The organism is Bradyrhizobium iriomotense (assembly GCF_030160715.1).
Lineage (GTDB): Bacteria > Pseudomonadota > Alphaproteobacteria > Rhizobiales > Xanthobacteraceae > Bradyrhizobium > Bradyrhizobium iriomotense.
The window spans coordinates 1-24,714 of sequence record NZ_BSOW01000040.1; the positions used below are offsets into that span (position 1 = coordinate 1).

8 protein-coding genes and 2 pseudogenes are annotated in these 24,714 nt (G+C 61.4%); 4 read left to right on the forward strand and 6 right to left on the reverse strand.

What is annotated here, in order from left to right; genetic code table 11:
• Nucleotides 1-305: 305 nt before the first annotated feature.
• Entirely contained in the window at nt 306-8,330 is an 8,025-nt protein-coding gene (locus QQL28_RS38485; RefSeq protein ID WP_284274060.1) for a shikimate kinase, read from the reverse strand.
• Nucleotides 8,331-9,566: 1,236 nt separating this feature from the next.
• Between QQL28_RS38485 and QQL28_RS38490 the strand changes: the two genes are divergently transcribed.
• Nucleotides 9,567-10,175 carry a hypothetical protein gene (locus QQL28_RS38490; RefSeq protein ID WP_284274061.1) on the forward strand — a complete coding sequence of 203 codons (609 nt, stop codon included), beginning with the start codon at nt 9,567-9,569 and terminating at the stop codon, nt 10,173-10,175.
• Between the two features lie 835 nt (nt 10,176-11,010).
• Nucleotides 11,011-11,367: a hypothetical protein gene (locus QQL28_RS38495; RefSeq protein ID WP_284274062.1), complete on the forward strand. Its 357-nt coding sequence runs from the start codon at nt 11,011-11,013 to the stop codon at nt 11,365-11,367.
• 1,405 nt (nt 11,368-12,772) lie between these two features.
• On the opposite strand, the gene xopAD is transcribed toward QQL28_RS38495, so the two are convergent.
• The 3 genes from xopAD to QQL28_RS38510 form a co-directional block, all read right to left on the reverse strand.
• Complete coding sequence (gene xopAD, locus QQL28_RS38500) at nt 12,773-19,027, reverse strand: XopAD/skwp family type III secretion system effector (protein ID WP_284274063.1); 6,255 nt, start codon at nt 19,025-19,027, stop codon at nt 12,773-12,775.
• A gap of 553 nt (nt 19,028-19,580) precedes the next feature.
• On the reverse strand, nt 19,581-19,724 hold the full coding sequence (locus tag QQL28_RS38505; protein ID WP_284274064.1) for a hypothetical protein: 144 nt from the start codon (nt 19,722-19,724) through the stop codon (nt 19,581-19,583).
• Nucleotides 19,725-19,798: 74 nt separating this feature from the next.
• The gene (locus tag QQL28_RS38510; RefSeq protein ID WP_284274065.1) at nt 19,799-20,035 is read right to left on the reverse strand and encodes a hypothetical protein; all 237 of its coding nucleotides are present in this window, start codon (nt 20,033-20,035) and stop codon (nt 19,799-19,801) included.
• A 607-nt stretch (nt 20,036-20,642) separates the two neighbouring features.
• Between QQL28_RS38510 and QQL28_RS46355 the strand changes: the two genes are divergently transcribed.
• The gene (locus tag QQL28_RS46355) at nt 20,643-21,110 is read left to right on the forward strand and encodes a DUF1045 domain-containing protein (protein WP_431309716.1); all 468 of its coding nucleotides are present in this window, start codon (nt 20,643-20,645) and stop codon (nt 21,108-21,110) included.
• A 144-nt stretch (nt 21,111-21,254) separates the two neighbouring features.
• On the opposite strand, the pseudogene QQL28_RS38520 reads toward QQL28_RS46355, so the two are convergent.
• A pseudogene (locus QQL28_RS38520) lies at nt 21,255-21,842 on the reverse strand (IS630 family transposase); the annotation flags it as partial.
• A gap of 71 nt (nt 21,843-21,913) precedes the next feature.
• Here QQL28_RS38520 and QQL28_RS38525 point away from each other — a divergent pair.
• Nucleotides 21,914-23,086: an IS110 family RNA-guided transposase gene (locus QQL28_RS38525; protein ID WP_284274066.1), complete on the forward strand. Its 1,173-nt coding sequence runs from the start codon at nt 21,914-21,916 to the stop codon at nt 23,084-23,086.
• A 466-nt stretch (nt 23,087-23,552) separates the two neighbouring features.
• On the opposite strand, the pseudogene QQL28_RS38530 reads toward QQL28_RS38525, so the two are convergent.
• Nucleotides 23,553-24,101 (reverse strand): annotated as a pseudogene (locus tag QQL28_RS38530) (IS630 family transposase); the annotation flags it as partial.
• Nucleotides 24,102-24,714: the final 613 nt, after the last annotated feature.

Here is a 24,714-nt window from a genome sequence, read left to right on the forward strand (position 1 = left end):
TGGGCTTCTCAAGCTCCCAATCCCTGCAATCTCAAATGCCTCCGCATCCGAAAAACAGACTCCCGCTCAATCGCTTAGAGGCTTGTTCACGGACGACTCGCTGGGGACCTCGGCGAAGACGAAGATTGGCTGCGAGGCGTCGCCGACAGCGCGCGGCGCCACGAGCGTTATCGCTCGTCGCAAACGCCCAACACCGCAACCTCGCGCCCCCTCCAGTCAATTAGCAGTGCGAGAAAATGTGGGCCAGGCGTGATTGCCGAGCGCGGAATGGATCGTGATGGAATTCGCATGCTTGAGCGGTGCGATCATGGTGCCGCGCCCACGAGGTCGACGCGAGCTTGGGCCTCCCTGCCCTCACCGCAAAGGTAGGCGTGCAGCGCGGTCAGGCCAGCATCCGCGCTCTTGAGATCTCGCCGGTGCTGCGGGGCAATCGTGAGATCGGCAAGCTGATAGATAGGATTGCGCACGTGCATCAGGTCTGTGATGGTTTGATCTTGGTCGGCGGTTTGCATCATCGGACGCTTGGTGTCGTGCCTCATGTTCCGCTTGATCACGTCCTCGTTGGTATTGAGCCAGATCGAGACCGCCTTCTCGCCGATGCAGCGCCGCGTTTCCTCACGCACGAACGCTTCCTCACCGGTTGCGATCACCGCCGGCCCCTGTTCGAGCGACTGCCTGATCTCGTTCTCCTCAAGATTCCTGAAATGCGCCTCGCCATCCTCAGCGAAAATCCTGGTTATGGACTTGCCGGTCTTCGCTTCGATCTCTTTATCGGTATCGACGAACTTCAACCTCAGTCGTTGAGCGAGTGCACGGCCAATACTGGATTTCCCGGCGCCCGCCATGCCGACGAGCACGATCGGTCGCGCGTCAAGGGCGTCAAAAATCTCTGTTGCGATCGGGTCGCGCGCCGTGCGACTCGGCGGGGTCACTTGCACCCGACGAGCCAGGCTGGCACCAACTGTATTGTCCGCGTCGGCTTCCCAGTGAGTTATCTCTAAGGCTCCGTCGGGGATGACCACCTTGTTGCAGGCCTGTCGCACGCGCTCCAGGAGTTGCTCTTCTTCTATGGACCGATCCAAGGGCTCTCGGCTCCCTTGCTGCAGCTCCTGCAGCTTCTGCAGCTTCTTGTACGTGTCGTGATTGTCGATCTTGGCCTTGTAGCTGTCCGCCGTATGGAACTCCACCTCGAAGCGGTAGCCGCCCGGTGTAGCGAGCACGGTCTTGATGCCGACGAAGGTCGGCGATCGCGTCCTGAACGAGTTGGTCGTTCTGACCTCGGCATAGCCGCTCTCTTCGAAGACGAGAATGGCTTTCCTGAAGGCACGCGTAAAATCCCGGTCGGGGAGTTCAAAGACGTGGCGTACAGCGTTGCTGATCAGCTGGGCGCCGGCCTCAAACGGGACCTGCATGCCGATCAGTTGGTCTGTCAGCGAGCTTTCCGATCTCAAACGCTGAGCGAGGTGGGGCATCTTCACATCGATGTCGGCTCTCCTGAGGGCGTCGGCAACCGAGGCTGCCGTCTGGGTGACGTCCTTCTCTTCGGCTTGAGCGCGGGAAACCTCCATTTGGGCGCGCTGTGCGGCCTGCTCGTGAGTCAATGTGATTGTCGTGGCGGAATCATCGCCAGCAAGCCCTCGCCCCGAGGGTTCAGGCAGAATGCCCCGCTCGGCAGCGAGTTTGACCGAGGCTTGCATGACTGAGGCCGCCAGCGTTGGATTGTCCTTGAGATCCTCCAATGTCGCATCGACTTCGAACCGACCCTGGTGGAGGGTAGCGGCTATGCTCTTGGTGTACGGCACCGATTTCAACCCCGGTGTCTGTTGCAGCAGGCGCTGAAGGTACCCGCTTTTGATCATAAAGATCTGGGCGCCAGTGTCGGATTTATAGGCGTCAGTTCCGACCTTGATGCCGAGGCTCAGGAGATTGCTTGCACTTTGCACGAGGTCGTGCGGATTGTAACCATCCGGCCGCGGGTCGAGGCGCGCAGGGTAACGGTCGAGAAGAAGCTGGACGCGGTCGCGTGGCTGAGCCGTTGCCGGATAGGTCTCAGCCAGTTCGGGGAACAGCTCGCGGAGCAGTTGGCTCATTGCGAGCTGTGGCTCGCTCACGCTGGCGACTATTTCGAGCGGAACCTGTTCGGGCAGGACTTGCGCGTCCTGCCTCGCGGCCCACGCCTCGAGCTCGGCGAGGAGCAACCCGGCGATCTCGCGTGCGACCGGATGGTCTGCCAGCTCGACCTCTCGCCGCGCCTTCTCGAGCTTGTCCTGGACGTTCTGAGCACTGACCTGCTCCTGCTCCAACAGGACGCGGATGTCTCGCTTGAGCTCGTGGTGAATGCCTTCGTATGTACCGAAGATGGCACGCTCGGCAAACCACTGCCGCGCTTGATGGGATTGAGCCAGAAAGCCTCGCTGCAGGCCGGTATAGATTTCCAGAACATTCCGCGTGGCGGCGAGGATCTGGCTGGCACGACCGAACTTGTAGCGACCGTCCTCAATCGCCGGCGTATGCGACTTTGGCGGCTTGAGCGAGCGTATTCCGCGAGCTTGCTCCTCTTGATCGAACTGCCGAACATGCTCGTAGAGCTGCGGCCGGTCGCCGACGACGACCACGCTATCCCCGTCGAAGTCGCCGTCAAGCTTCTTCTGCTCACTGGGCGGCACGGCAACCACCGAGCCTGGGGCGAACAATTCAGTCGCCTGCAGGATGCCGACGCAGTCGACCGTCGTGTCCGACTTCGCGCGGTCCTTGCCCCTGGTCCAGCTCGAATGGCACTTGACGTCCTCGGCAGACATCACCAGCCCCCGGTCGGCGAAGTCGGCCGGCCACATCTCATCCGGCACGACGATCAGAAGCCCTTTGGCAAAGAAAGTCGGATCGTCGGCTGCCAACTCCTTCCCCGACTTCTGGGCGACATTGAAACTGTATTGCATGGTCACGCACTGATCGAGGAACGCCGCAGTCGAGTCCCCATCAGCGGCCGACCTGACCTGGTCGGGGGCGAACGGGCGGAGGTTGGGCTTGTCGTAAGGGGATCGCCCGATCAGCACGCCACCACCGCTCAACGTCTCGCTCTTGAGCGTCGGCACGTGGAGGCAGCCATCGGCGGAGGGGATGGCGACTGCGCCCGAACCATTGATGTTTGCCGCAGTCACGGTGCGAAACAGCTCCTCGGACGTCAGCTTTTGCTGTTCTCGGCTCTCAAGCCAGCTCCTGGCCTTCTCGCGAGCCTCATCCGCCACTTGCTCGCTGCGCGGATAATGTTGCAGCGCGGAAACTGGCAGGGCTGATTTCCTTGCCTCACCATATGCAAGCAGTCGGTCAGGCCCTTCCTGCTCGCCGGCGCGGCGAACCGCTGGCATAAGCTTGGCCAGCGAGGCCCTTATGAAGCCGCAGCCGTCATGCGGTCGCAATGCAATCGGGCCGCCCGGCCCCCTCAGCTTGAAGGGATGCTCCTCATTGGCAGGGCGGTCCGGCAGCAGCGCCAGTTTGAAGGCGCCTTCCAGTGCGTAGTCGTGAGGCGATAGACCTTTGATCGCCGGGGGCGCCGCAAACCCCCTGCGCTGCGTGTAATAATAGGCCTCTTTGAAGGGGGCCCAGGCGCGCGACAGCCGCTCGAAGGCGGTGCCCGGTGCGGTTTCGGCATAGGGAATCGCCAGCAGCTTTCCCCCGGAAGGCTTTGCAAGCTCGCCCGGAGCGCGGGCCGCCACCTGAGACACGCTCAATCGCTGCGGCTTTAACTTGCTGCCGCCGAACAGGTCCATGCGGTATGGCACACCGTTGACGCTCATCGTACGCGCCAGCATGAAGGCGCTCGGAGCTGCTGGCAGCTGCACCGCGACCACGGGTAGGGCCCCCGAGGTCAGGCGATGAAAAATCGAATACCGTCTCTCCGGCTCGGTAGCCACCGGCCTCCCCTGCATGTCCACCACCGGCAACTGCAGCAGTCCCGCGTCACCCTGCGGCGACCTTGGCGCGTGGTCCATGGCTCGCAAGACCTGGTGCACATCGAAGACCGACGCAGGATGTTGCGCCTGGATCGCCGCCGCATCCTGCTCCATGAACAAGTCCAGCGCATCCACCGGATTGTCCGCCTCGATCTGCGCGATCAGGTTCCAGCTCATGCTGGAAAGATCGCCTTGAATCAGGTCGCGCGCGCCGGTCAGGATCTCCCTGGTCCCGTGCTGCAGCTCTTGTTGCCTGATCCGTAACTCGGGCCTCTTGCCCTCGACATACGGTGACCTGAACAATCGCTCCAGGACCGCGCGGGCCTTGAGCGTTTGATAGATCGATAAAGCGGGGCAGCGGCTCGCAAGCGGCCCACGGGTCCGCTCGGCATCGCTTGCGTTCAGATGGGCCTCGATCTTGTGCTCGACCACGGGTTGGATGTCGTTGAGCACGTTGAGGGCCTGCCTGCGGTGCCAGCGCAGCGGCCGCTGTGGACTGCGCGCCAGCGGCAACAGGGCAACACACAGATTACCCATGGTTTCCAGATCGTTCTGGGTTGCAAAATCAGGGGCTTGACGCAATTCCGCGAGCCGATTCAAGCCTGGCCGTGCGAGCAAACCGAAATCATCAAACAGCCGGGCCTTACCCAGCGCCTTGAAAATCGTCGTGATGTGCAGAACGTCAGCCTGCTCCAGGCGATCAGTGTCATAGTGCAGGTAGTGCGCGAGCTTGTGCAGCCGATCCTTCGGCAGAGCGGCGTCCGTAATCTCCCCAATGCCTTCTGCGTTCATGATCATTCGCGACAGGGCATTGGCGAGCATGCTCAGCCCAGGCGTGGTGAACGCACCGTACCGCTGCCCTCGCACGCCCAATCCACGCGCGATGTCCATCGTGGACTGCCGGCACGCCGCCTCTTCCGGCAACCTGCTGAACCCGTTCATCAAGGCCGCCACTTGCTGCGGAGCGAAATCAGAGAGCTGGCGGCGACGGACCTCGTTGGCAATTGCGACTGTGGCTTGCTGAGATGTCACCTCTTCCGGCCACTTGCAGAAACCGTTCACCAGGTTCGCCAGTCCCTGCGGAGTAAAATCAGAGAGTTCAGCGCGGCGAAGGACCTCACCAGCGATCGCAAAACTGGCGTCGCGAGGGGCCGCCGCTTCCGGCCATTTGCTGAAACCGTTCACCAGATTAGCGAGTTGCTGGTGGGTAAAATCAGAGAGGCGGGCGCCGCGGCGACGGACCTCATCGGCGATTGCGACTGTCGCCTCGCGACAGTCCGCCTGTTGTGGCCACTTGCTGAAACCGTTCACCAGATTGGCCAGTTCCTGGCGAGTAAAATGAGAAAGCTTGTTATCGCGACGAAGGACATCCTGCGCGATCGCGACTGCGGCTAGCTGAGCCCCCGTCTGATCCGGCCATTTGCTGAAACCATTCACCAGATTGGCCAGCTCCTGGTAAGTAAAATCAGAGAGCTCGCGCCGACGGATTTCCCCCGCGATCACGACCGTCGCCGCGCGAAAATCCGCCTCATCCGGCCACTTGCTGAAACCGTTCACCAGATTAGCCAAGTGCTGGTGGGTAAAATCAGAGAGATGGGCGCCGCGGCAACGGACCTCTTTGGCGATCGCGACTGTGGCTTGGCGAGAGGCCGCCGCTTCTGGCCATTTGCTGAAACCGTTCACCAGATTCGCTAATCCCTGCGGAGCAAAGTCAGAGAGCTGGCGTCGAACGACCTCCCCTGCGATTGCGACCGTGGCGTCGCGACAGTCCGCCGCTTCCCGACACTTACTGAAGGCGTTCACCAGATTGGCGAGGTGCTGGTGAGTAAAGTCACAGAGCCGGGCATCGCGGCGGAGGACCTCTTGCGCGATTGCGATTGTGGCTTGCTGAGATGCCTCAGCTTCCGGCCACTTGCTGAAGCCGTTTACCAGATTGGCCAGTTCGTGCGGAGCAAAATCGGAAAGCTGGCGCCGACGGATCTCCCCCGCGATTGCGACTGTCGCCTCGCGACAATCCGCCCGGTCCGCCCACTTGCTGAAACCGTTCACCAGATTAGCCAGGTGCGGATGAGAAAAGTCAGAGAGCTGATCGCCGCGGCGGAGGACCTCGTGTGCGATTGCGACTGTAGCTTGCTGAGATGCCGGCGCTTCCGGCCACTTGCTGAAACCGTTTACCAGGTTCACCATGTCCTGGTGATTAAAATCAGAGAGCCGGCGCCGAGCGGCGCGGCGACGGACCTCATCGGCGATCGCGACTGTGGCTCGGCGAGACGCCGCCTCTCCCGGCCACTTGCTGAAACCGTTCACCAGATTGGCCAGTTCCTGGTGAGTAAGATGAGAAAGCTTGTCGTCGCGGCGCAAGACCTCAGCTGCGATTGCGACCGCGGCGTCGCGACAGACCGCATCATCCGGCCACTTGCTGAAACCGGTCACCAGATTAGCCAGGTGCTGGTGAGTAAAGTCACAGAGCCGGGCGCCACCGCGAAGGACCTCACCCGCGATCGCTCCGGTGGCTTGGCGAGACCATTCCTCTTCCGGCCATTTGCTGAAACCGTTCACCAGATTAGCCAGCTCCTGGTGAGTAAAGTCACAGAGCCGGGCGCCACGGCGAAGGACCTCGCTTGCTATCGCGACTGTGACCTGCTGAGACGCCGCCTCCCCCGACCACTTGCTGAACCCGTTCACCAGGTTCGCCAAGTCCTGGTGACTAAAATCAGAGAGCCTGAAGTCGCTGCGAGCCCGGCGACTGACCTCAGCGGCGATCGCAACTGCGGCTTGACGAGACGTCGGCTCTTCCGGCCACTTGCTGAAACCGTTCACCAATGTCGCTAGCGCCTGCGGAGTAAGATGCGAGAACTGGTCGTCACGGCGAAAGACCTCAGCGGCGATCACGAGTGTTGCATCGCGACAGTCCGCCTGTTGTGGCCACTTGCTGAAACCATTCACCAGGTTCGTCAGATCCTGGTGAGTAAAGTCAGAGGGTTGGGCGCGGCGTCGAATGACCTCACTGGCGATCGCGACTGTGGCTTGCTGATAGTCCGCATCGTCCGGGCATTTGCTGAACCCGTTCACCAGGTTCGCCAGCTCCTGCGGAGTATAATGAGAGAGCCCTTGCTCGCGAGCGCGGCGAGAGAGTTCTGTGGCGATCCTGACTGTGGCTTGGCGATAGACCGCCTCTTCCGGCCATTTGCTAAAACCGTTCACCAAGTTCGCCAGGTCCTGGTGATTAAAATCAGAGAGCCCGAATTCGCCGCGGGCGGCGCGGTGACCGACCTCACCGGCGATCGCTCCGGTGGCTTGGCGAGACCACTCCGCTTCCGGCCATTTGCTGAGGCCGTTCACCAGGCTCGCCAGGTCTTGCTGACTAAATTCACAGAGCCGGGCACGGCGGTCACGGCGGAGGACCTCACCGGCGATCGCGCCTGCGCCTTGGCGAGACGCCGCCTCTTCCGGCCATTTGCTGAACCCGTTCAGCAGGTTCGCCAGTTCCTGCTGAGTGAATTCAGAGAGCCGGGCACGGCGGCCGCGGCGGTGGATTTCGCCCGCGATCGTGACTGTGGCTTGGCAAAAGACCTCCTCTTCCGGGCACTTGACGAAACCGTTCACCAGGTTCGCCAAGTCCTGGTGATTAAAAGCAGAGAGCCCGAAGTCACTGTGAGTGCGGTAAAGTACCTCACCGGCGAGCGCGACCATAACGTCGCGACAATCGGCTGCTTGCGGCCATTTGCTGAACCCGTTCACCAGATTAGCCAGGTTCTGGTGATCAAAATCAGGGAGCCGGCGGCGGTCGGCGCGACGACGGACCTCACGGGCGACGGCTTCCGTGCCCTCACGCGTTTCCGTCCGTTGCGGCCACTTGCTGAACCCATTCACCAGCAACGACAGACTTTGACTATTCAGCGCCCCAAGCGCATTGTCTTCGTCGCGGCAAAATTCGGCGATTCGGATCGTTCCGTTGCGGCATGTCCTCGACTGCGGCTGCCGACCGAATGATACCGCGAAGAGCGAAAGAGCTTTGGGGTCGACTTCGTGCATTAGCGCACCACGAAGCCGCGAGACCCGATCCGCCATTGCCTTGCAAGCCTCGACACCTTCCTGACCTCCGGCCTCGCGACTCACCGCGTTACATGCCGTGGCATAGCCCCATGATTTCCCGCGGCGGATATCGTCCTCGAAGCGTGCGACAAATTGCCTTCTGAACCGGGCGGCGGCCTTTTGCATGAAGGCTGCGTGGATCCTGTCGCCCGCCCGCTGCAGCTGCTTGTCATGCTCCACCACTGCACGGGAGAATCCAACAATGTCACGGGCGAGATAAATCGCGTCCAGCGCTGCGTTATATTGTTGCTCCGAGATCGCGCTTTGCGTGGCGAGCGCGTCCATGCGCCGCCTTTTTGGTGCGGCACCCCGATCAGACGCCGATTCCCAGTGCGAGAGCGCGTCTGTTTGCGAGCTATCGGGCGCTCGATCGGCGCGCCACGATTCGCCGCCGGCTCGCGGCGGATCACCTTGCCGAGTTGGTGCGCCACGTTGACGCTTATGAGGTCGCTCCGAGCCACCGCCACCGACGTTCTGCGCCGCGACATCGTCAACGCGCCGCCTCTTTGGTCCGCGATCCAGGCCGGATGCAGATTGCCTGTGCGAGAAAGAAGCACTTTGCTCTGAACTCCTGGACTGATCGGCAGGGCGGCCCTCGGCACCGGAGCGCGAAGAGCCTTGTTCCCAATTTGACGCGCCGCGATGCGGCAAATAGCGAAAACCAGGCCGGGCGTCACGCGTATCAACGGAGGAATCGGCTGACGTGCGGCCCAGGACATCGCTGGTCGAAGACGGCCTTTGAGCTGAGGGCGCCGCCGAATCTCGATTTTCAGGGCGTAAGCCCTGCACGACAGAACTGAATGTCGCGCCATCTTTTCCACCGCCAAGATCTGATTCAGCGCGGGCCCCGTGTGTGTCTGGTCCGCTCGGCACAATCCCAGATCGGTCAATTCCCCTCAAAATCCGTCTCCCGTGCAAGCGAGAATGCAATGTCGGCGTTTGGCAAACACGGCACGGCCGCGGCGGCCTCAACGACTTTGTTTTTGACACCTCAGAGCGAAGCTCCTTACGCTGCGGCGACGAGATGTGACTCGCCACAACCGATCAGCACGGATTGTCATTTCTTGCAGAATATCCCTTGCACCTGACGTAAAGCTGACTGGCGCACAGCCGAACCGCCGGCCAGACTGGTTCACCTCCACGCCTTCGGAACACCAGCGATCCTCATGACATCGTGATCACCGACCGGCGGCAGAATGCGATTCTCCTCGCCGACGCCCGCTGGAGTTACTACGCGATTTTCGCGAGCCCGCTAAAGGCCGCCGTAGCTTTCGGGGCTCGCGACTTGAAGCAACTTCGTCAAGAGGCGCACGCGCACGGCTATCAGCGCTTGCGCGTCGAACGGATAGTGCGACGCGCATGACTCTGATGGCCTGCCTGCGAGTCAATCAACATTCCGGCCGCAGGATCGCTTTGGGGGCCCAATGACGACGATACCGCGTTGGCAAGCGCATACCGCAAGCGATTACGATAGCGCAATGACTGCGCGATGCAGCAAGCTTCTAACCGAGATCGTCGCAGATGCAGGTCGACGACAAGTCATCCTGGCCGATCCGCGAGATCTACACCGCGAACTCTTCGCGCCATTCGCGCCGCCCACTCACGCCGACTATGCCGGCACCTATATCGGTACGCCCGGCACTGCACTCGCAGATCGGAGAATGTCGGCAGCAAGCCAGCTCGATCTTGGGACAGAGTATGAGTTCTGTCTTTCCGGCGAGGCGGCTCAGCGGGATGGTCGAACCGCTAAAGAACACCCATGCTCTGCTTGGGGAAGGCAGCGCGGACGATTACTGCGAGCTCATCGCGCCGACCCATACTTTCTGCTGGTTTTGGAATCCTTTCCTCGACGGCAACGGCCACGTGCAGCGCGCGATTTTCGCCGCAATGGCAACGAACTTTGGCTATGCGCCCTCCCCCCGCTTCGTCATTCACGCGCGCCCGTTTGATCGCCTGCCCGGCAACCCTGAAGGCCAGCTTCTCCACGTGTATCCACCCGCGGATGACCCGATACTGTGTCTTTTCGGTCCGCGTGAAGACGAGTGGGCTGCGACGATGACCATCGCCACGACAACCGAGCATGGGTTTATACACGAAGGATGGTCGACCACTTCAGGTATCGGGCGATAAGGTCCATAGCCGCTGAGGTTTTAGCCATGGGAATCGATATGAGATCTCTGTTCATATTGTTGTCGTTGATCGTCATTCCGTCCGCAGCGCGCTGTGAGGACGTGTCCGCTCCGAGCAGGATCGATAGCATCGCAAAGTCGGCCCGGGATTTGATGCCGACCACACCATCCCTGCCCTCTCTATCGCTGCCGTCGATGACCGACCTCTCCTTTACCCAGCTTTTCCGATGCGACCGGCCGGGTGATGACGGGGTTCAACACCTTTACCCAACAGGCTGGCGACGCCCTGCCATACTCGAGATTTGAAGTCACAACATTTTGCGTAGCTTGGGGACTTCCGTGCTCGCCTACGTCTGAAGTCAACGAGTAACGCCGATCTGCCGAAGCTTAACGCCATCGCAGCAAAGGCGACCAACCGAGACGTTTTGGTTTCTGCACTCATCACGAGCGCTGCGACGGCAAAGCGTATCCAAAGCACGATGCTACTCGAGGACCGCATATGTCGATGTCGATGTTGCGGTACCGCCGCGAATGAACACGAAGTTTGAAGGCTGCTGAAAAAAGAAGAACCGGTTCGCGACCCGGACGAGCTGGAAATATCTTGTAAGTGATCAGTCAACCGAACCATTATTCGCTGCCAACTGCGAGAGGCCCTGTCGGCGTCGCGATCGCGGGTTCGAAAATCTCAGCGGCCACGAGCAGCGCTCAAAACGAGGTCGGTGCTATCTCTGGCAACTTTCGCCACGTCGGCGGCGTCCTTGAGACTTTTCTTCATGAAGCTCAGTTGGACGACAAACAAGAGAGCTTGAAGAACGCCGACAATAACGAGGCTAAACGTGAAGAAAGCCGGACGCGTCCTTGGTCAGCCAAGTAGAACCCGCGACATCGGCATCTGCGCTCTTGGCATTGGCACTGTGGTCCTTAGCTTCCTTCTGTTCTATGGTTTGCTGCGGTTGATCGGATTATTTCCGATAGAAGACAAGGCCTACCGCAAAAATGGCGGCGGCCAAAAAAAGCACAAGACTATTTCAGGAACCCGAAATCGGCGCATCGAATTTCACAATTGGGCCCCCACCTCAGTTCATGGACGGGCCGATGCCGGCCAGCTCGGCCAGCAGCCTAAGTGGTTGCGTATCGCGTCCGTCGCTGCGCTGATGACCTCCTCGCGCTGGTCGCCGACCACGACGCTGTGAATCACGGCAGCGAGCACCCCAGCAGCCCTCGTGACCGCCTTCTGACCTGTGTCAGAGCTGTCGACTATCTTGATCGAGAGGTCGTGGACGAACTCTAGATGCTTCGCGATCTCACGTTCGACGTCGTCATTCATTCGCGAAATTCCTTCTGTCTATGCCGCTCTCGCGCGCAGCATGATTGCACCAGAATGGTGTAATTATGATGCTCGCTCTTGTGGGTTGACAAGGCTTGAGTGCGCCGACAACGATTCGCGCACCACCGAGTGGTGGGCAGGCCGGCCCAGTGCAGCAAACACCTGACCAGCCCTAACCTTCAATATGGAAGTTATATCCATGCTTCAGCTTGACGTACGTACCGTAAAAGCCGTGTGGGCCGCGACATCAGTCAATTAGGGACGAGATGCTGCATTCCCTGCAGTGGCGAGTCGCTCTCACTGTCACGACACGCGACACCCATGGGGATTATGTTCCTGACAGGCCAGCATGAGCCGAGACATCGCAGGTCCGGACAGCCATTGACATCATCCAGGCCACAAATGCGTTCGACTTGCTCTCGAATGAGGAGCGTGCGCGGCTTCGCGAGATCCTGTACCGACCAGGTGCAGGTTTACATTGACGAGGTCGAGCAGGAGCGTGCCGCTGAGGCCGCGATGATGAAGCTGGCAACCATGTCAGAATTTGCCAACCGTTGAGGAATTCACCCGCGAGTTTCCACTCATGTCCGTTGTCAAGCAGCGGATCGAGATCGAGCGCGCGCTGCGCGATTTCGCGACCGAACCGCTTTTCTCCATCCCGCCCGACCAGTCTCGGCATCATGCCTCGAGAGCTGCAGCGCCGCGGCCTCGCACCGGCCAGCACGCAACAGTTTCTCGATTCTCTCCGCGTCATGAATGAAGTAGCGCATGGTGTTGACGTCGATCCGAAAGATCGCGCAGCGGGCCGTGGATGTCGGAACAATCTTTCTGGCTGAACTCGGCGACCTAAACGCTGGCCGTGAAAATTGAGCCCGTGCCGATTCTTGCGCGCACAATCAATGTGAAGACGCGCAACTTCCATTGGTCAATGCAAGATAGTCATTTATCTATACACAAGCGGGACACTGCGTTGTTTTAGGGCATTAAGATAGCGGGCGGCTCCAGAGCACTCGAAACGCGGCTCTGCGGCACATTCACGACACCTTCGGCCATGCCTCGCTGACCACCACCAGCATCTTTCTGCAGACCGAGGGCGGCACCCGGCATGCGACGATCAGCGTGTGCACCGCCTTCGTTAGGATTCTTCTCTGCGATCCTCTGGCAGCACGCCGATGCGACTCCTATGATGCTGCCATCAGGTAGACCAAGATCACCCAGTCGCTGGCGCTTTGCTACGAGGAAGCGTCGCCGGCGCTTGGGCCTTTCATTTTTTAGTGCCGAGGCCACAGCGGCTGGAAATGCCCCGGCGTGTGCAGAATGTGCACCAGTCGACCTTGTTCACCCAGGACAGGATGCACGGTCAGCCTGGCATTCGCATCTGCCGCATCTGCCTCGATGGCTTGAATGCGCACGCCAAGATGGTTCGCCAGCAAGACCCCGACGCCCTCAGCGCCGTAAAGGTCGATCTCGCCATGCGGATCGATTACGCCCATTTGAACCAGCCCGTTTCGCAACGACCGAACCTCTTGTTCAAGTTGCCGAGTCTGCGGCGTTTCGTGGTCCAGGCGCATCGTGTTGTGGGCAAATTGAAGAACCGTGTCCAAAAGGCAATTCAGTCCTTGGCCACTGGCTTGTCCCACGTCGGCGTTGAATCGTCCCAAAAATGTTTGGAGCGTGTACCTCGACGGGCCGACAGGCAAGTCAGGCAGCGATGCGCCCGGCGCCTGGTGATGTGCTGCGGACGGCACGTCAAATGCGGCGGCAGCGCTGGGAAGGCTTGCGCCACCCCAGTCCTGCGCGCCAGTCGGTCGCGTGTCGCTGGCTTGGTAACTCGGCGCGTTCCATGATTCAGCGCCGTGTGCGTAGCTGTGCTCCTGCCAATCATCGATCTCGTCACATCCAGGCGGTATCGAGATGTCGCGGAAGGCCAGCCAAGCCTCGCGCGTGACCTCGCGTCGTTGCTCGAGGGATGCGCCGTGCAGCTGCATGTCTTGAGCGCGCTTGTAAACATCGTGATAGCGCTCCTTCAGCTCGAAGGTTTCGGCCGTGTGAAATTGGATCTCCCAAGGCGTCCCGGCCGGGCTGCGCAAGGTGACGCTCACCGCGCTGAACGCTTCGTTCCTCTTGTTGAAGTGGTTGGTCAGCGCCGTCCTGGCATGCCCCTGCTGGTCCAACGTCGCGAGGATACGGCGGCAGCCCTCGGTGAAGTTCTGCGGCGAAAGCACCACGCTGTATCGCAGGGCATCGTTGACAGCGGCAACGGCCTCTTCGAGCGTCTTGTTCTTTGCTGCCATCAGCGAATCGAGTTTTGTGCGCAGCGAGCCCTTGGATTTCTGCCGGTGTTCCAGGCCGGCGAGATCAGCCCCTAAGGTGGACACGATCTGCTGCAGCATCGGCGTGATCTCGCGATCCATCTGCTGCGCGCGTTCGAACAGCGCACCTGCGGCTTGGGCGACTTGCGCTCGAGGTGTTTTGCCAAGCCGTGCTGCAGCCGGTGCTGGCGGCGGGGCCAGCATGCCTGCCTGCTGCAGCGACTGCACGGCGTTATGCATGACGCCGGCAGCCATGGTCGGCATGCGCTGTAACACGGACTTGGCCTGGTCGGGATCGAAGCGGTTGTGGCGCATCGCGCGGGCCGTCTCCTTGCCATGAGGCACGTTGCGTACTCGATCAGGGAACCTGGTTTCCTGGCGTTCGCATGCCTCGATCACCTTGGAGAATAGCGCGGTGCCGGTATCGGACTTCAGCGCGTCGGTGCCGACCTTGATTGCGATGGTGAACAGGTTGCGCATCGTCAGCTCCGGCTCACCGGGGACCAGCCCGGGCTGTCCATCGGGGAACCGCTCATGCGACAGCCGGCAGACCGGGTAGTTGTCCAGGATGGCGTGGATGCGTGCCGGGACGTCGACGGCCTGGACGTAGGCCTGTGCCAAGTCCGGGAATCGTTGGGCCAGCGCTGCGGAAAGCTCGGCAGGCCCCGATGCCGTCGGCTGCCCCGAGGCCTGGTGATGCCGCAAGACCTCCCCATACAGCAGCATAGCCGCCTCTCGCGCGTCGGGCATGTGCGCGCGGCCGATCGCCTGGTACGCCTGCATCGCCAATGAATGCAGGGCCTGCGGGTCGGGCTGTGTACTCTCGAGAACGGCGCTCAGGCCGTTTCGCAACGAACGTTCGACGCCGTCGTACGTGCCGAACATCATGGCGTGCGCCATCGCCTCGCGCAGGTCGTCGGGCTGCGAGAGGAAGCGCGTTGCCAGGGTGCTGGCCGTGCCCATGAGCCTGCGTCCGCGCTGCTCGGCCAGGATCTCGGGCGCACGCCCCGGCCGATAGTGCCCGCTGTCAGCGTCGAATGCCGGCGTGGCCGTCTTCGGCGGCTTGAAGGAACGGGGCTGGCCGCGCCGCGCGGCGCGCTCGTCCATCACGCGCGCGATCAGCGTCGCCAGCTTTGGGTAACCCGCATACATGAAGGCATCATCGCCGTCGCAATCCATGTTGCGCTTGCGCAGTTCATTGATCGGCAACGCTCCCAGCCGACCGGGCTGCACGATCTCCTTGACGCGCAGGCTGCCGGTGCTCACCATGTTGCTCGGGGCGGCGGCGCGGTCTCGCCCGGCGATCCAGCGCGACAAGGTCTTCAGGTCCTCCTTCGAGCACACCAGGTCCATGTTCTCGTGCGCGGGCGACCAGCACCCCCTGGGCGGGATGATGAGCATGCCCTTGCTGTGCAGCATCTCGGCATCCTCGCCCGAGTCGTCGTTGAAGCCGGTGTAGCTGTACTGGATGGCAAAGCACCTCGACAGGAATTCAGCTGTTGCATCCCCTTGGGCTGTGGTGGCGACTCGGTCCTCGTGCACCGGCAGCAGGTTTTCCTTGTCGTAGGGCGGCTTGCCGAGCAGCAGCGCGCCGCCTGCACGGTCGAAGGCGTCGCTGCGCTGGCGCGGCAGATGCACCTTGTTGTCAGCGGACGGCACGGCACGTATCTTCTGCCCCGCATAGCCACCGCTGACGGTCAGGTCATAGAGCATCGTTGCATCGACGCCGAGGCGCGGCTGTCCGGCAGCAGAAGTTGCTTGCTGCCGGGCCAGGTTGTGCAGGCGGCGTTGCATAGCTTGATGCGCTTCCGCGATAGCTTCCACGTCGTATGGGAAGTGCTGTAGTGCCTGCGGTGCCAGCCTTTTGAGCTCGCTCTCTTCGGCTATGAGCTTGCTTTGCTCTTCGCTGGCACGACCTCGGCGCACTGCCACCCATGCCTCGTAGTGCTTGCGGACCGCGGGAATGCGCATGGCCACCTCGAACTTGAGGAAGCCGCAGCCGTCATTGGGGCACAGGGCGATGTACTGGCCGCCTGGTCCGGCCAGCTTGAACGGGTGCTGCGGCCCTGGCACGTCGTCGATGAAGCCCATGCGCAGCGTGCCCTCGACGACGTGGTCGACCGGCACCATCTCCAGCAGCGCGCGTTGCATGCGCGACCAGTCCTCGCGCTGCGGCGCGAGCTTTGCGGCTAGCTGCATCAAAGCGCTGCCGGGGGCCGTGTCGGCATAGCGAACCGCCGGCAGCAGCGACGCCGCCGCCGTGCCGCCGGACAGGATGCCGGACGCCCGTTGATGGCCCGCTCGGCTCAAGCGGCTGCCGCCGAACAGATCGAAGCGCCACGGCTCGCCCAGGAAATTGAAGGTGCGCGCCAGCATGAACGCGGACAACGAACCAGGCAGTTGCACCTCCACCAAGGGCAGACCGGTCAGGCGCGCAAACAGGGAGTACGGCTTGCTCTCGTTGTCCATGTTGCTCTTGAGCATCTTTCCCTGCATGTCCACCACGACGTGCCTGGCGTCGCCTGCGCCAGGGGCCAGCGGCTGGAGTAGGCCGGGCTGCGTTTGCATGCCTTGATGCACCTCCTGCACGCTGAACTCGGAGGGCGCATGGCTTTGCGTGAGCTGCTCGAAGTGCGCGAGCATGTGCAAGTCCAGCGCGTCCAACACTTCATCGCCGGCTTCGATCTGCGCGATGAGGTTCCAGCTCATCTGCCCGAGGTCCGACTCGATCACCTCGCGTGTGCGCCCGAGCGTCTCCGTGACCCAAGTGGCCAGTTGGTCGCGGCGAGCTCGCACGGCCGAGCGCTGCCCCTCGACATTGCGCGGCTTCCACTGCCTGCTCACCACTGCGTAGGCCTTGAGCACCTGATAGAACGTCAGTGCCGGGCAGCGCGTGGTGTGCTGCTCGTCGGCGGGCGCAGCGCTCGCAACAGTGGCCGCGTCATCGGCTTGCTGTCCCTGCAGAAAGCGATCGATCTTGCGCGCGACGATCGGCTGCATCTGATCGAAGACGGACAGTGCCAGGCGGTGATGACGCGAGAGGTCTTGGCTGCGGGCCAAGGGCAGCAAGCCCAGGCATAGGTTGCCCACCGATTCAAGATCCGTCTCGCGCAAGTGCGTTTCGCGGCACAGGTTTGCCACCCTGTTCAAGGCCGGCCTGGCCAGCGGCCGCATGTCGCGTTGCAGTTGTTCAATGACCATCGCCTTGAAGATCATGGCGATGTCCTGGGCCTGCGCCGTCCCGAAGTGATCTCGATGCAGGTCGAGGTGCGCGGCCAGCCCCTGAAGCTTCGCGCGCGCGAGCGCTTGAATCTCCGCCTCGTCCTCCGCATCCACTGCTGAGTGGGATAGGTGCGACAAGGCGTTGCCGACCCGCGCAAGCGTGGCCATGTCGAAATCGCGCCAGGGAAGGTCGGGCCCACCCGCCCGATCAGCCAGCGCGATCGATGCCCAGCGCCAGTCTGGCGCATGGGGCGACCCGCACAGTGCGTTGAGCGACATGGCGACTTCTTGCGCCTTCATTTCCGGCAGCAACGTGTCCTCGCTCACGACCCGTTCGGCCAGACGTTCAGTTGCGTCCCGGCACACTTCGTTGTCGGGCCACTTGCTCAGCGCGTTGAGCGTGTTGGCGACATTTTGTGCGTCCATATCGTCGACCAAGGTCGCATCGACTGCGATTCGCTTGGCCAGGCACTGGGCCGCGTCCCGGCAGATCCGGCTGTCGGACCACTTGCTCAGCGCGTTGAGTGAGTGGGCGACACTTCGCGCGTTCATCTCGTGCAGCAACGTGTCGTCGCGCGTGATCCGTTCGGCTAAGCGCCTGCCCGCCTTCCTGCACGAACGATTCTCGGGCGACTTGCTCAGTGCGTTGAGCAAGTTGGCGAGATGTCGTTCATCCATGTCCTCGACCAGGAGCGCGTCATTGGCGATTCGCTCGGCCATGCGTCTGACAGTCATCTGGAAGACGGGGCTATCCAGCCACTTGCTCACGGCGTTGAACGCGCTGGCAACCGCTTCGGCGTTCATCTCCTGCAGCAACGCCTCGTCGCTCGCGACCCGTTCGCCCAAGCACTCGCCGGCACTTCGGCAAGCGGGGCTGCCGGGCCACTTGCTCAGCGCGTTGAGCGAGTTAGCAACATTTTGTGCGTCCATGTCCCGCACCAAGCCTGCATCGTTTGCGATTCGTTCAGCCAGACGTTCGCTGGCGTTCTGACAGGCAGGACTGTCGGGCCACTTGCTCACTGCGTTGAGCGAGATGGCGACCGCTTGAGCCACCATCTCCCAGATCAAGGCGGCATCGTGCGCGATTCGCCCGGCGAGACGTTCGCCAGCGCTGTGGCAGTCTGGATTGCCAGACCACTTGCTCATTGCGTTGAGCACTAGGCTGGCCCCTTGAGCCGTTAGGTCCCGGTCCAGCCGCTCACGCAGCAGCACGCGTCCCAGCCGAGCGACGGCTTGTTCGCAGCGATAGCTGCGGGTGTTCTTCGACAGAGCGTTCGCAAGCAATGCCAGGTTCTTGCCACTCAGCTCCGGCAGGCTGTCGTGTTCCAGCACCTCACCGGCGAGCCAAGCTACGGCCTGCATGCACGTGGCTCTGCCCGGGTGCTTGCCAAGCTGGCTACCCAGGTGCACGAGTTGGTGCAGCGGGGCGTCTACGAACCAGTCGGTCTTGACCAAGTAGTGCGCGGCCAAGTCCGTGCAGCGTTCCAGATCCGGTCGATACTGATCGCTTTGTGGAGAAGTGGCGGAGCGCCCCAACATCTGGAAGTACCTGTTAAGCCATCCTGCGTTCTTCTCTGGCGTCGCACCGCGATCGAGAAATGGCAGCGCCCAGCCGTAGCCATTGCGGTCTGCCAACACGTTGTCGCGGGCCATTTCTATGCACGCTCGAGGATGCCGCACGTGATGTTCCCGTGGAAGGTCGGGTTGCACAGCAAGGCGCAGTTGCTCGCGCTGATACCGACGCAGCTGACGGAGTTGCTCGATCTCATCATGGCGCAGACCTCGCTCGCACTCCGTAAGCTGTTCCGCGGTTGGCGCGGCGTCTGCCCAGGCGCCTTGCGTAACCGGCAACATGCGGGAGGCGGTGCTGCCGTGACGAACGGGCTCAGGCGTGGCGGCCTCCGGCACCGCCGAGGACGTGCGGCGCGCAGTTTCCCTGAAATCCTCAAGGCCGACGCCCGCCTTGGCACGGTCGCGCTTGACGAAATCCATGCGAACCTCTGGATACATATCCGGCGCCGAGCCGTCTGACCACTTTTCGCGACGACTCTTCCTGAAAGCTTTGCCGAGCCCTGATTTGACACGAGAGAACAGTCCACGGGGCTTGCCGTCCTTGGTCCGCGTCGCAGGTTGCGCTTCCGATGGCGCTGTGTAGCGCATGCTACTGAATGGCCTGTCCCGCAAGTCAGACTGTGAATCCTTTGCAGCCGGGCCAAGGGGAGCGCGCGGAATATCGACACTGAACCGCGTGCTACTGAACGAATTGTCCTGCAGGTTGGATCGGCGCGGCATCCGCATCGAACCACCAACGTCAGTATGCCGGATACTTCCATGCGCCTCTGCGGCTCGAGTGTCGGGCGAACTAGGGTCAGCGGATATCTCCTCCCGGGAGCCGAGTTGCAGCCTGTCCAACTGCTGCTCAAAGCCGATTTGACCCGCAGGCTCGTTGTCCGACTCTTGCCGCGCACGCTGCAGCTCTTGCTGCTCAGCGTACCACCGCATCCAATAGTTCGGATCGTTATGGCTGGGCTCCACACCACGCTCCCTAGATGAAATGAATCTTCATAGCTGCCTCAGAGCTAGACTCCAGTGCACTGACCACAAACATTCCAGCTTCAGAAAGCCGATTGGCAAGATCGGCAACCGGAACAAGAGCACGGTCGTCGCGCGCCACTCCGAGTTCGCGCATTACTCACACCTAGCCAACAGGTGGCCACGCGCGCGCCAAAAGCGCAATCATGCGACCGCTTAGCAACTTTGCACTCAAAATATACCGAATACAGGGAAAGACAGAAATTTGCCCCGTCGGAAGGCAACAACGTTGGGCTCGTCCCATTGGCTACCGGGACGCCCGGATTTGATCTTGAACTGCACATCCTGGTCCAGCTTCAATTCTTCATTCCACAGCCCCACATTCGCTACGAGCGGCTTCGAGTTCCGCAGCAACAGATTCTCGCGCACCCTAGAACTCGAGACATGGAAACCTTTGCTCGCGATCATGAAGCCTCTGAGTGAGTGAGTGGCTGGCTGTATGCTTCAGACCGTACAATCTGACGCTACGTAGACATCAAGTCCTTTCTTGCGGCGGTCGTGGCGAGGCCGGTTGCGCTTGTGTGTACCGGTCGAGGACGCGGGGATCGTCTCGCGCTTGGTGATCAGGTGGCTGCTGCAGTGAAATTGCTGCAGCTTGATTTCCTCGGGCGGACGATCTCAAGCGCCTCGCGGAAACGACCTCCGAGATTCCCGGAGTACGCAATGAGAACGTCGCGCTAAACACGGTGGAAGCTGCTTCACTCGTGCGTGCCGAGTGGATTAAGCTAGCCGTCCGTTAAAGGAACGTATCGCGGACGACGGCTCGTTTCAGGGCCGGATCAATGAAGGACGAGCATTCGTGTGGGCCGAGATCAGGAACATCCTGATAGACCAGCATAGCCCGTGCCGAAGCTTGGCGAGGTTCTTTTTGTCCCGATTGCGGCCGATCCTCTAAGCTGCAGCTGTTGGCAAGCGGTGCGCTTTTTGTATGAAACTCGTCAGCCTATCGACAGCTAAGCCCCGTAGCTTGCGAACGTCTCTATCTCGACTGGCAGGTCGGTTGGCTCAGATCTAGCTGAGAGAATGCGACGATCCCTCTCACAAATCTACCCCGAGGACCCAGATCCATGTGGACCTGCCGGGCGGCTTCTTCGCACTGGTCCCTACAAATCCGATTCCTACTTTGCTCGGATTTGCCTCGCACATCGTCGAGGAGTTCGAGCGCTTCCGGGACCCCCTGAGCCAGGGCGAGTTTCAGCGGCATTTGCGCAGCCCAATCGACGAGACTGAGACGACCCATCTCGTGCGATGGGGTTATCCTTGCGTCTTCGATCGCTTCCGCTTGCACATGACCCTGACCGATCGCGTTTCCGCCCGAAAGCTGGCCCGACTTGCAGAGAGAGTTGGATGCGGTCTTCGGCCCGTTGCCCTTCGAAGACTACACCATCGATGCTCCTTCCCTCGTTGTTCAGTTCTAGCGCGGATTTGTCGTGCGGTCCCAGTTTACCTTGGGGAGCCGCCCCGCCTCAAGGAGGCGGCATGAGCCGATGACCTCTGCGCGCGGCCACCTGGTTCTCGTTGTTGGCCCCAGCGTTGCGGGCAAGGACACGCTGATCGATTTCGCTCGCGCACAGTTGCAATCCGATCCTGATTTTCATTTCGCTCGTCGGGTCATCACTGTGGTTCATCACAGTGATTTTGACTCTTTGGAGGTTGCTGGATAGGCGCGGCTGAGTTTGGCGCGGGCTTTGTCGGTTGTGAACATCCATTTGATGCGGGCTCTGGTTTTGTTTCGCGGCCGTTGCCATGCTGCGATCTCGTTTCGGAGCTTCTTGGGGTTGTCGATGCGGCGGCCGAGACACTGGCGCTGAAGCACGCTGATCTCGCATTCGACCATGTTGAGCCAACTGGCGTGCTTGGAGGTGTAGTGGAATTCGAGGCGGCGCAGGATGCGTCTGGCCTCGGCGGGCGCGAAGGCCTCATACAGCGCTCCAGGCTTATGGATCGACAGATTGTCCTGCACGACACGGATGCAGGCGGCGTCGGGATAATGGACGTCGACGAGTTCACGCATGCAGTGGGCGTAGTCCACGGCGGCGCGGCGGTCGGTGACCTTGACGTTGCGCCAGCCCCGATGCGGGTCGAAGGCAACGAAGAGATTGACGGTGCCGTTACGGCGATACTCGTAATCGTAGCGCTCGCGCTGTCCCGGTTGGGCCGGGACCGGCTGGCGTACCTCGCCGATCAACTGGACGGGGGTCTCGTCGAAGATTCCATGGGGAGTGGATAGCGACCAGATCTGAGGCCAGACTGAGGTTGCTGAATCCATTCAACCTGGAGACGACGATGTTGCTCGATCATCATTCAGACGGACCGGCCGCTATCCGCACGCAGTTTGGGGCAATTTTTGTGTCGTTGGAACTGAGCCGTTCGACTTGGCTGGTTACCTCTCTGTCGCCCGGCAAGAGCGAGAAGATGTCCAAACACAGCGTGAAGGCCGGCGATATTGCGGAACTGTTGAAACTGTTCGCGGAGCTAAAGCACAAGGCGCAGGCGCGAACGGGTGAGAGCTATCCGATCATTACGATCCAGGAGGCGGGGCTGGATGGGTTCTGGCTTCACCGCAGTCTGCAGCAGGAGGGCATCGAGAGCCACGTGGTGGATCCGGCCTCGATCGCGACTCCGCGCCGGCGCAGGCGGGCCAAGACGGACAGGCTGGATGGCGAGACGCTGCTGCGGGCGCTTTTGGCCTACAAGCGCGGCGAGCCGCGGGTCTGCGCGATGGTCGTTGCTCCCTCTCCGGAAGAAGAGGACCACCGCCGGATTTGCCGCGAGCGGCGGACATTGATCGCCGAGCAGATCGAGCATGTGAACCGGATCAAAGGCCTTCTGTTCGCGCAAGGGATATCTGATTACGCGCCATTGCGGCGCGACCGGCGGGCGCGCCTTGAGGCCCTGCGTACGGGGGACGGGCGCGCACTGCTGCCGCATCTCAAAGCGCAGGTCAGTCGCGAACTCGATCGGCTCGAACTGTTGCTCGACCAGATCAAGGCCGTGGAGGCCGCGCAGGATGCTCTCCTGGTCGAGGCGGGAAAGCCAGCCGACGAGAAGAAGGGCGCACCGGCCCCGGTCACAATGCTGCTCGCCTTGAAGGGAATGGGCGCCAACTTCGCCGGGGTTCTCTGGTCGGAGGCCTTCTACCGCCACTTTGCCAACCGTCGTCAGGTTGCTGCCTATGCTGGTCTTGCGGCCACGCCATGGCGGAGTGGCGGTATCGAACGCGAGCAGGGCGTGTCGAAGGCCGGCAATCCGCGGCTGCGCACAACCATGGTCCAGCTCGCCTGGCTGTGGGTGCGCCACCAGGAACAATCGGCTCTGACGCAGTGGTTCAAGGCGCACAGCCAGCGCGGCCGCAAGCGTGCGATCGTGGCGCTGGCCCGCAAGCTGCTCGTAGCTCTGTGGAAGTACGTAACCGCTGGCGTCGTGATCGAGGGAGCCGTGATGAAGTCCGTCGCCTAACACAAGCACTCTCCCCCGCAAACTCAAAACCAATCTGCCGAGGTTCGATCAGCCTCGGCCGATCCGGGTGGACGAACCGATGGTCTGCATGGCCTCAAAAAGCCGCATCGAAGAATGGTCTCGTCCTCTCGAGCCTGCCCGCCGCAAGCGGAATGTTGGTGCAGTTGCCTCGCGCGACGACCGAATGTGAGTTTGATCTGGCAAGTAAACCAGATGGCCAAAAACCGGCTCGACCTTGGATCGCCATCGAAAAAGGAGTTATCTGGCCAGCCTACGCCCGACCACATCAGCCTGATGGCGTGCTCGATCAAGTCAAGGTCAAGCCGCTGCGCGGCGGCCCTACGGGCCGGCCTTGACTTGATCTGCGCGCGCCATCTCCAAAAGCTCCAAGGTCGGGACGAAGAGCTGGCCTGCAAATCGAACAAAGAGCTTACCAACCACCTTGACACACTCAATCCCCATGTGAGCAGACCAGCGGCCGGGCGGGATCCGACGTCTCGGCGTAGAGGTCGAGCACGTCCTCCATGCGGGCGACGTATTCGCCATCGACATGGGGAATGCACCACATGTCCCTGCGCCACGGCTTGAGGTCGTTCTCGGCCAGTCGGCGGCGCACGGTCTCGCCCGACAGGCCGTCGTGATCGGTGAGCTTGACCATCGTGTCGGCCAGCAGCGTCAGCGTCCAGCGTTTGCGGCCGGCGGGCGGCTTGGCGCATGCGGTCGCCACCAGCAGGGCCTCCTCTTTGCCGGTCAGCTTGCGCTCTGCTCCCGGACGCGGCTCCTCGGTCAAGGCCCGCTCCAGATTGCCTTCCACGAAGCGGCGCTTGGTCCGGCTGACGGTGGAAAGGCTGACGCTCACGGTCCGGGCAATCTCCTCGTCGCGGCGGCCCCTGTCGGCCGCCAGCAAAATCTGCGCCCGCTTGAGCTTGCGGACGGCGTGCTTGCCGCCGCCGAGCATCGCCGTCAGTTCATCGCGCTCGGCTTGGCTCAATTCAACCCGATAGCGTACATTCATGCCTTGCCTCCTTGTCGGAGGCCGGGACGAATCCAACGATGAGTCAAAAATCAGACGCGCGCTTCACCGAGAAGCAGGGGTACTGCTTTCATCCATACCTATTCGTACATGTTCGGACAGCCGCCCGCCGAGGCCGACATTCAGCGCCATTTCCAGCCCGCCTTCGGTCCACCAGATGGTCGTTACCCTCGAACGAAACGGCTTCATTCGCCGTCAGCCCGGTGTTCCCCGGAGCATCGAGATTCTCCTGCCACCCGAAAACTTGCCGATCCTCGAATGGCTCGGTATCAAAACGTCAAAATCACTGTGATGATCCACTAGGCCTCCATCCGTCGGCGAGGATCGCTCCCGTGAAATACGAAATTTGTGCGGTTACCTGCGCGCCTTTGGTCCAAACGATGTCCTGTGTAAGCTCGGATCGAGGATTGGGAAGCTCGTGGTAGAGGTCAAAATTTGATCTGAACGGCTTCACTTTGTAACTTTCGAGACGTGCTCAGGCCTCACTCACGTTATGGCCCGCTGGATTGCTCGGCCGCCAAAAGCGATCTTTGTCACGAGGCTTCGATCCGTCCGATTGCTCGTCCAACCGCTCGTTAGCTACCAGATCTTTCGA

Excerpts from the sequence above, each read along its gene's own strand:
- xopAD (WP_284274063.1), bottom strand. The coding sequence starts at position 19,027 with ATGGATTTCGTCAAGCGCGACCGTGCCAAGGCGGGCGTCGGCCTTGAG.
- QQL28_RS38525 (WP_284274066.1), top strand. The coding sequence starts at position 21,914 with ATGTTGCTCGATCATCATTCAGACGGACCGGCCGCTATCCGCACGCAG.
- QQL28_RS38510 (WP_284274065.1), bottom strand. The coding sequence starts at position 20,035 with ATGATCGCGAGCAAAGGTTTCCATGTCTCGAGTTCTAGGGTGCGCGAG.
- QQL28_RS38490 (WP_284274061.1), top strand. The coding sequence starts at position 9,567 with ATGCAGGTCGACGACAAGTCATCCTGGCCGATCCGCGAGATCTACACC.
- QQL28_RS38485 (WP_284274060.1), bottom strand. The coding sequence starts at position 8,330 with ATGGACGCGCTCGCCACGCAAAGCGCGATCTCGGAGCAACAATATAAC.
- QQL28_RS38505 (WP_284274064.1), bottom strand. The coding sequence starts at position 19,724 with ATGCGCGAACTCGGAGTGGCGCGCGACGACCGTGCTCTTGTTCCGGTT.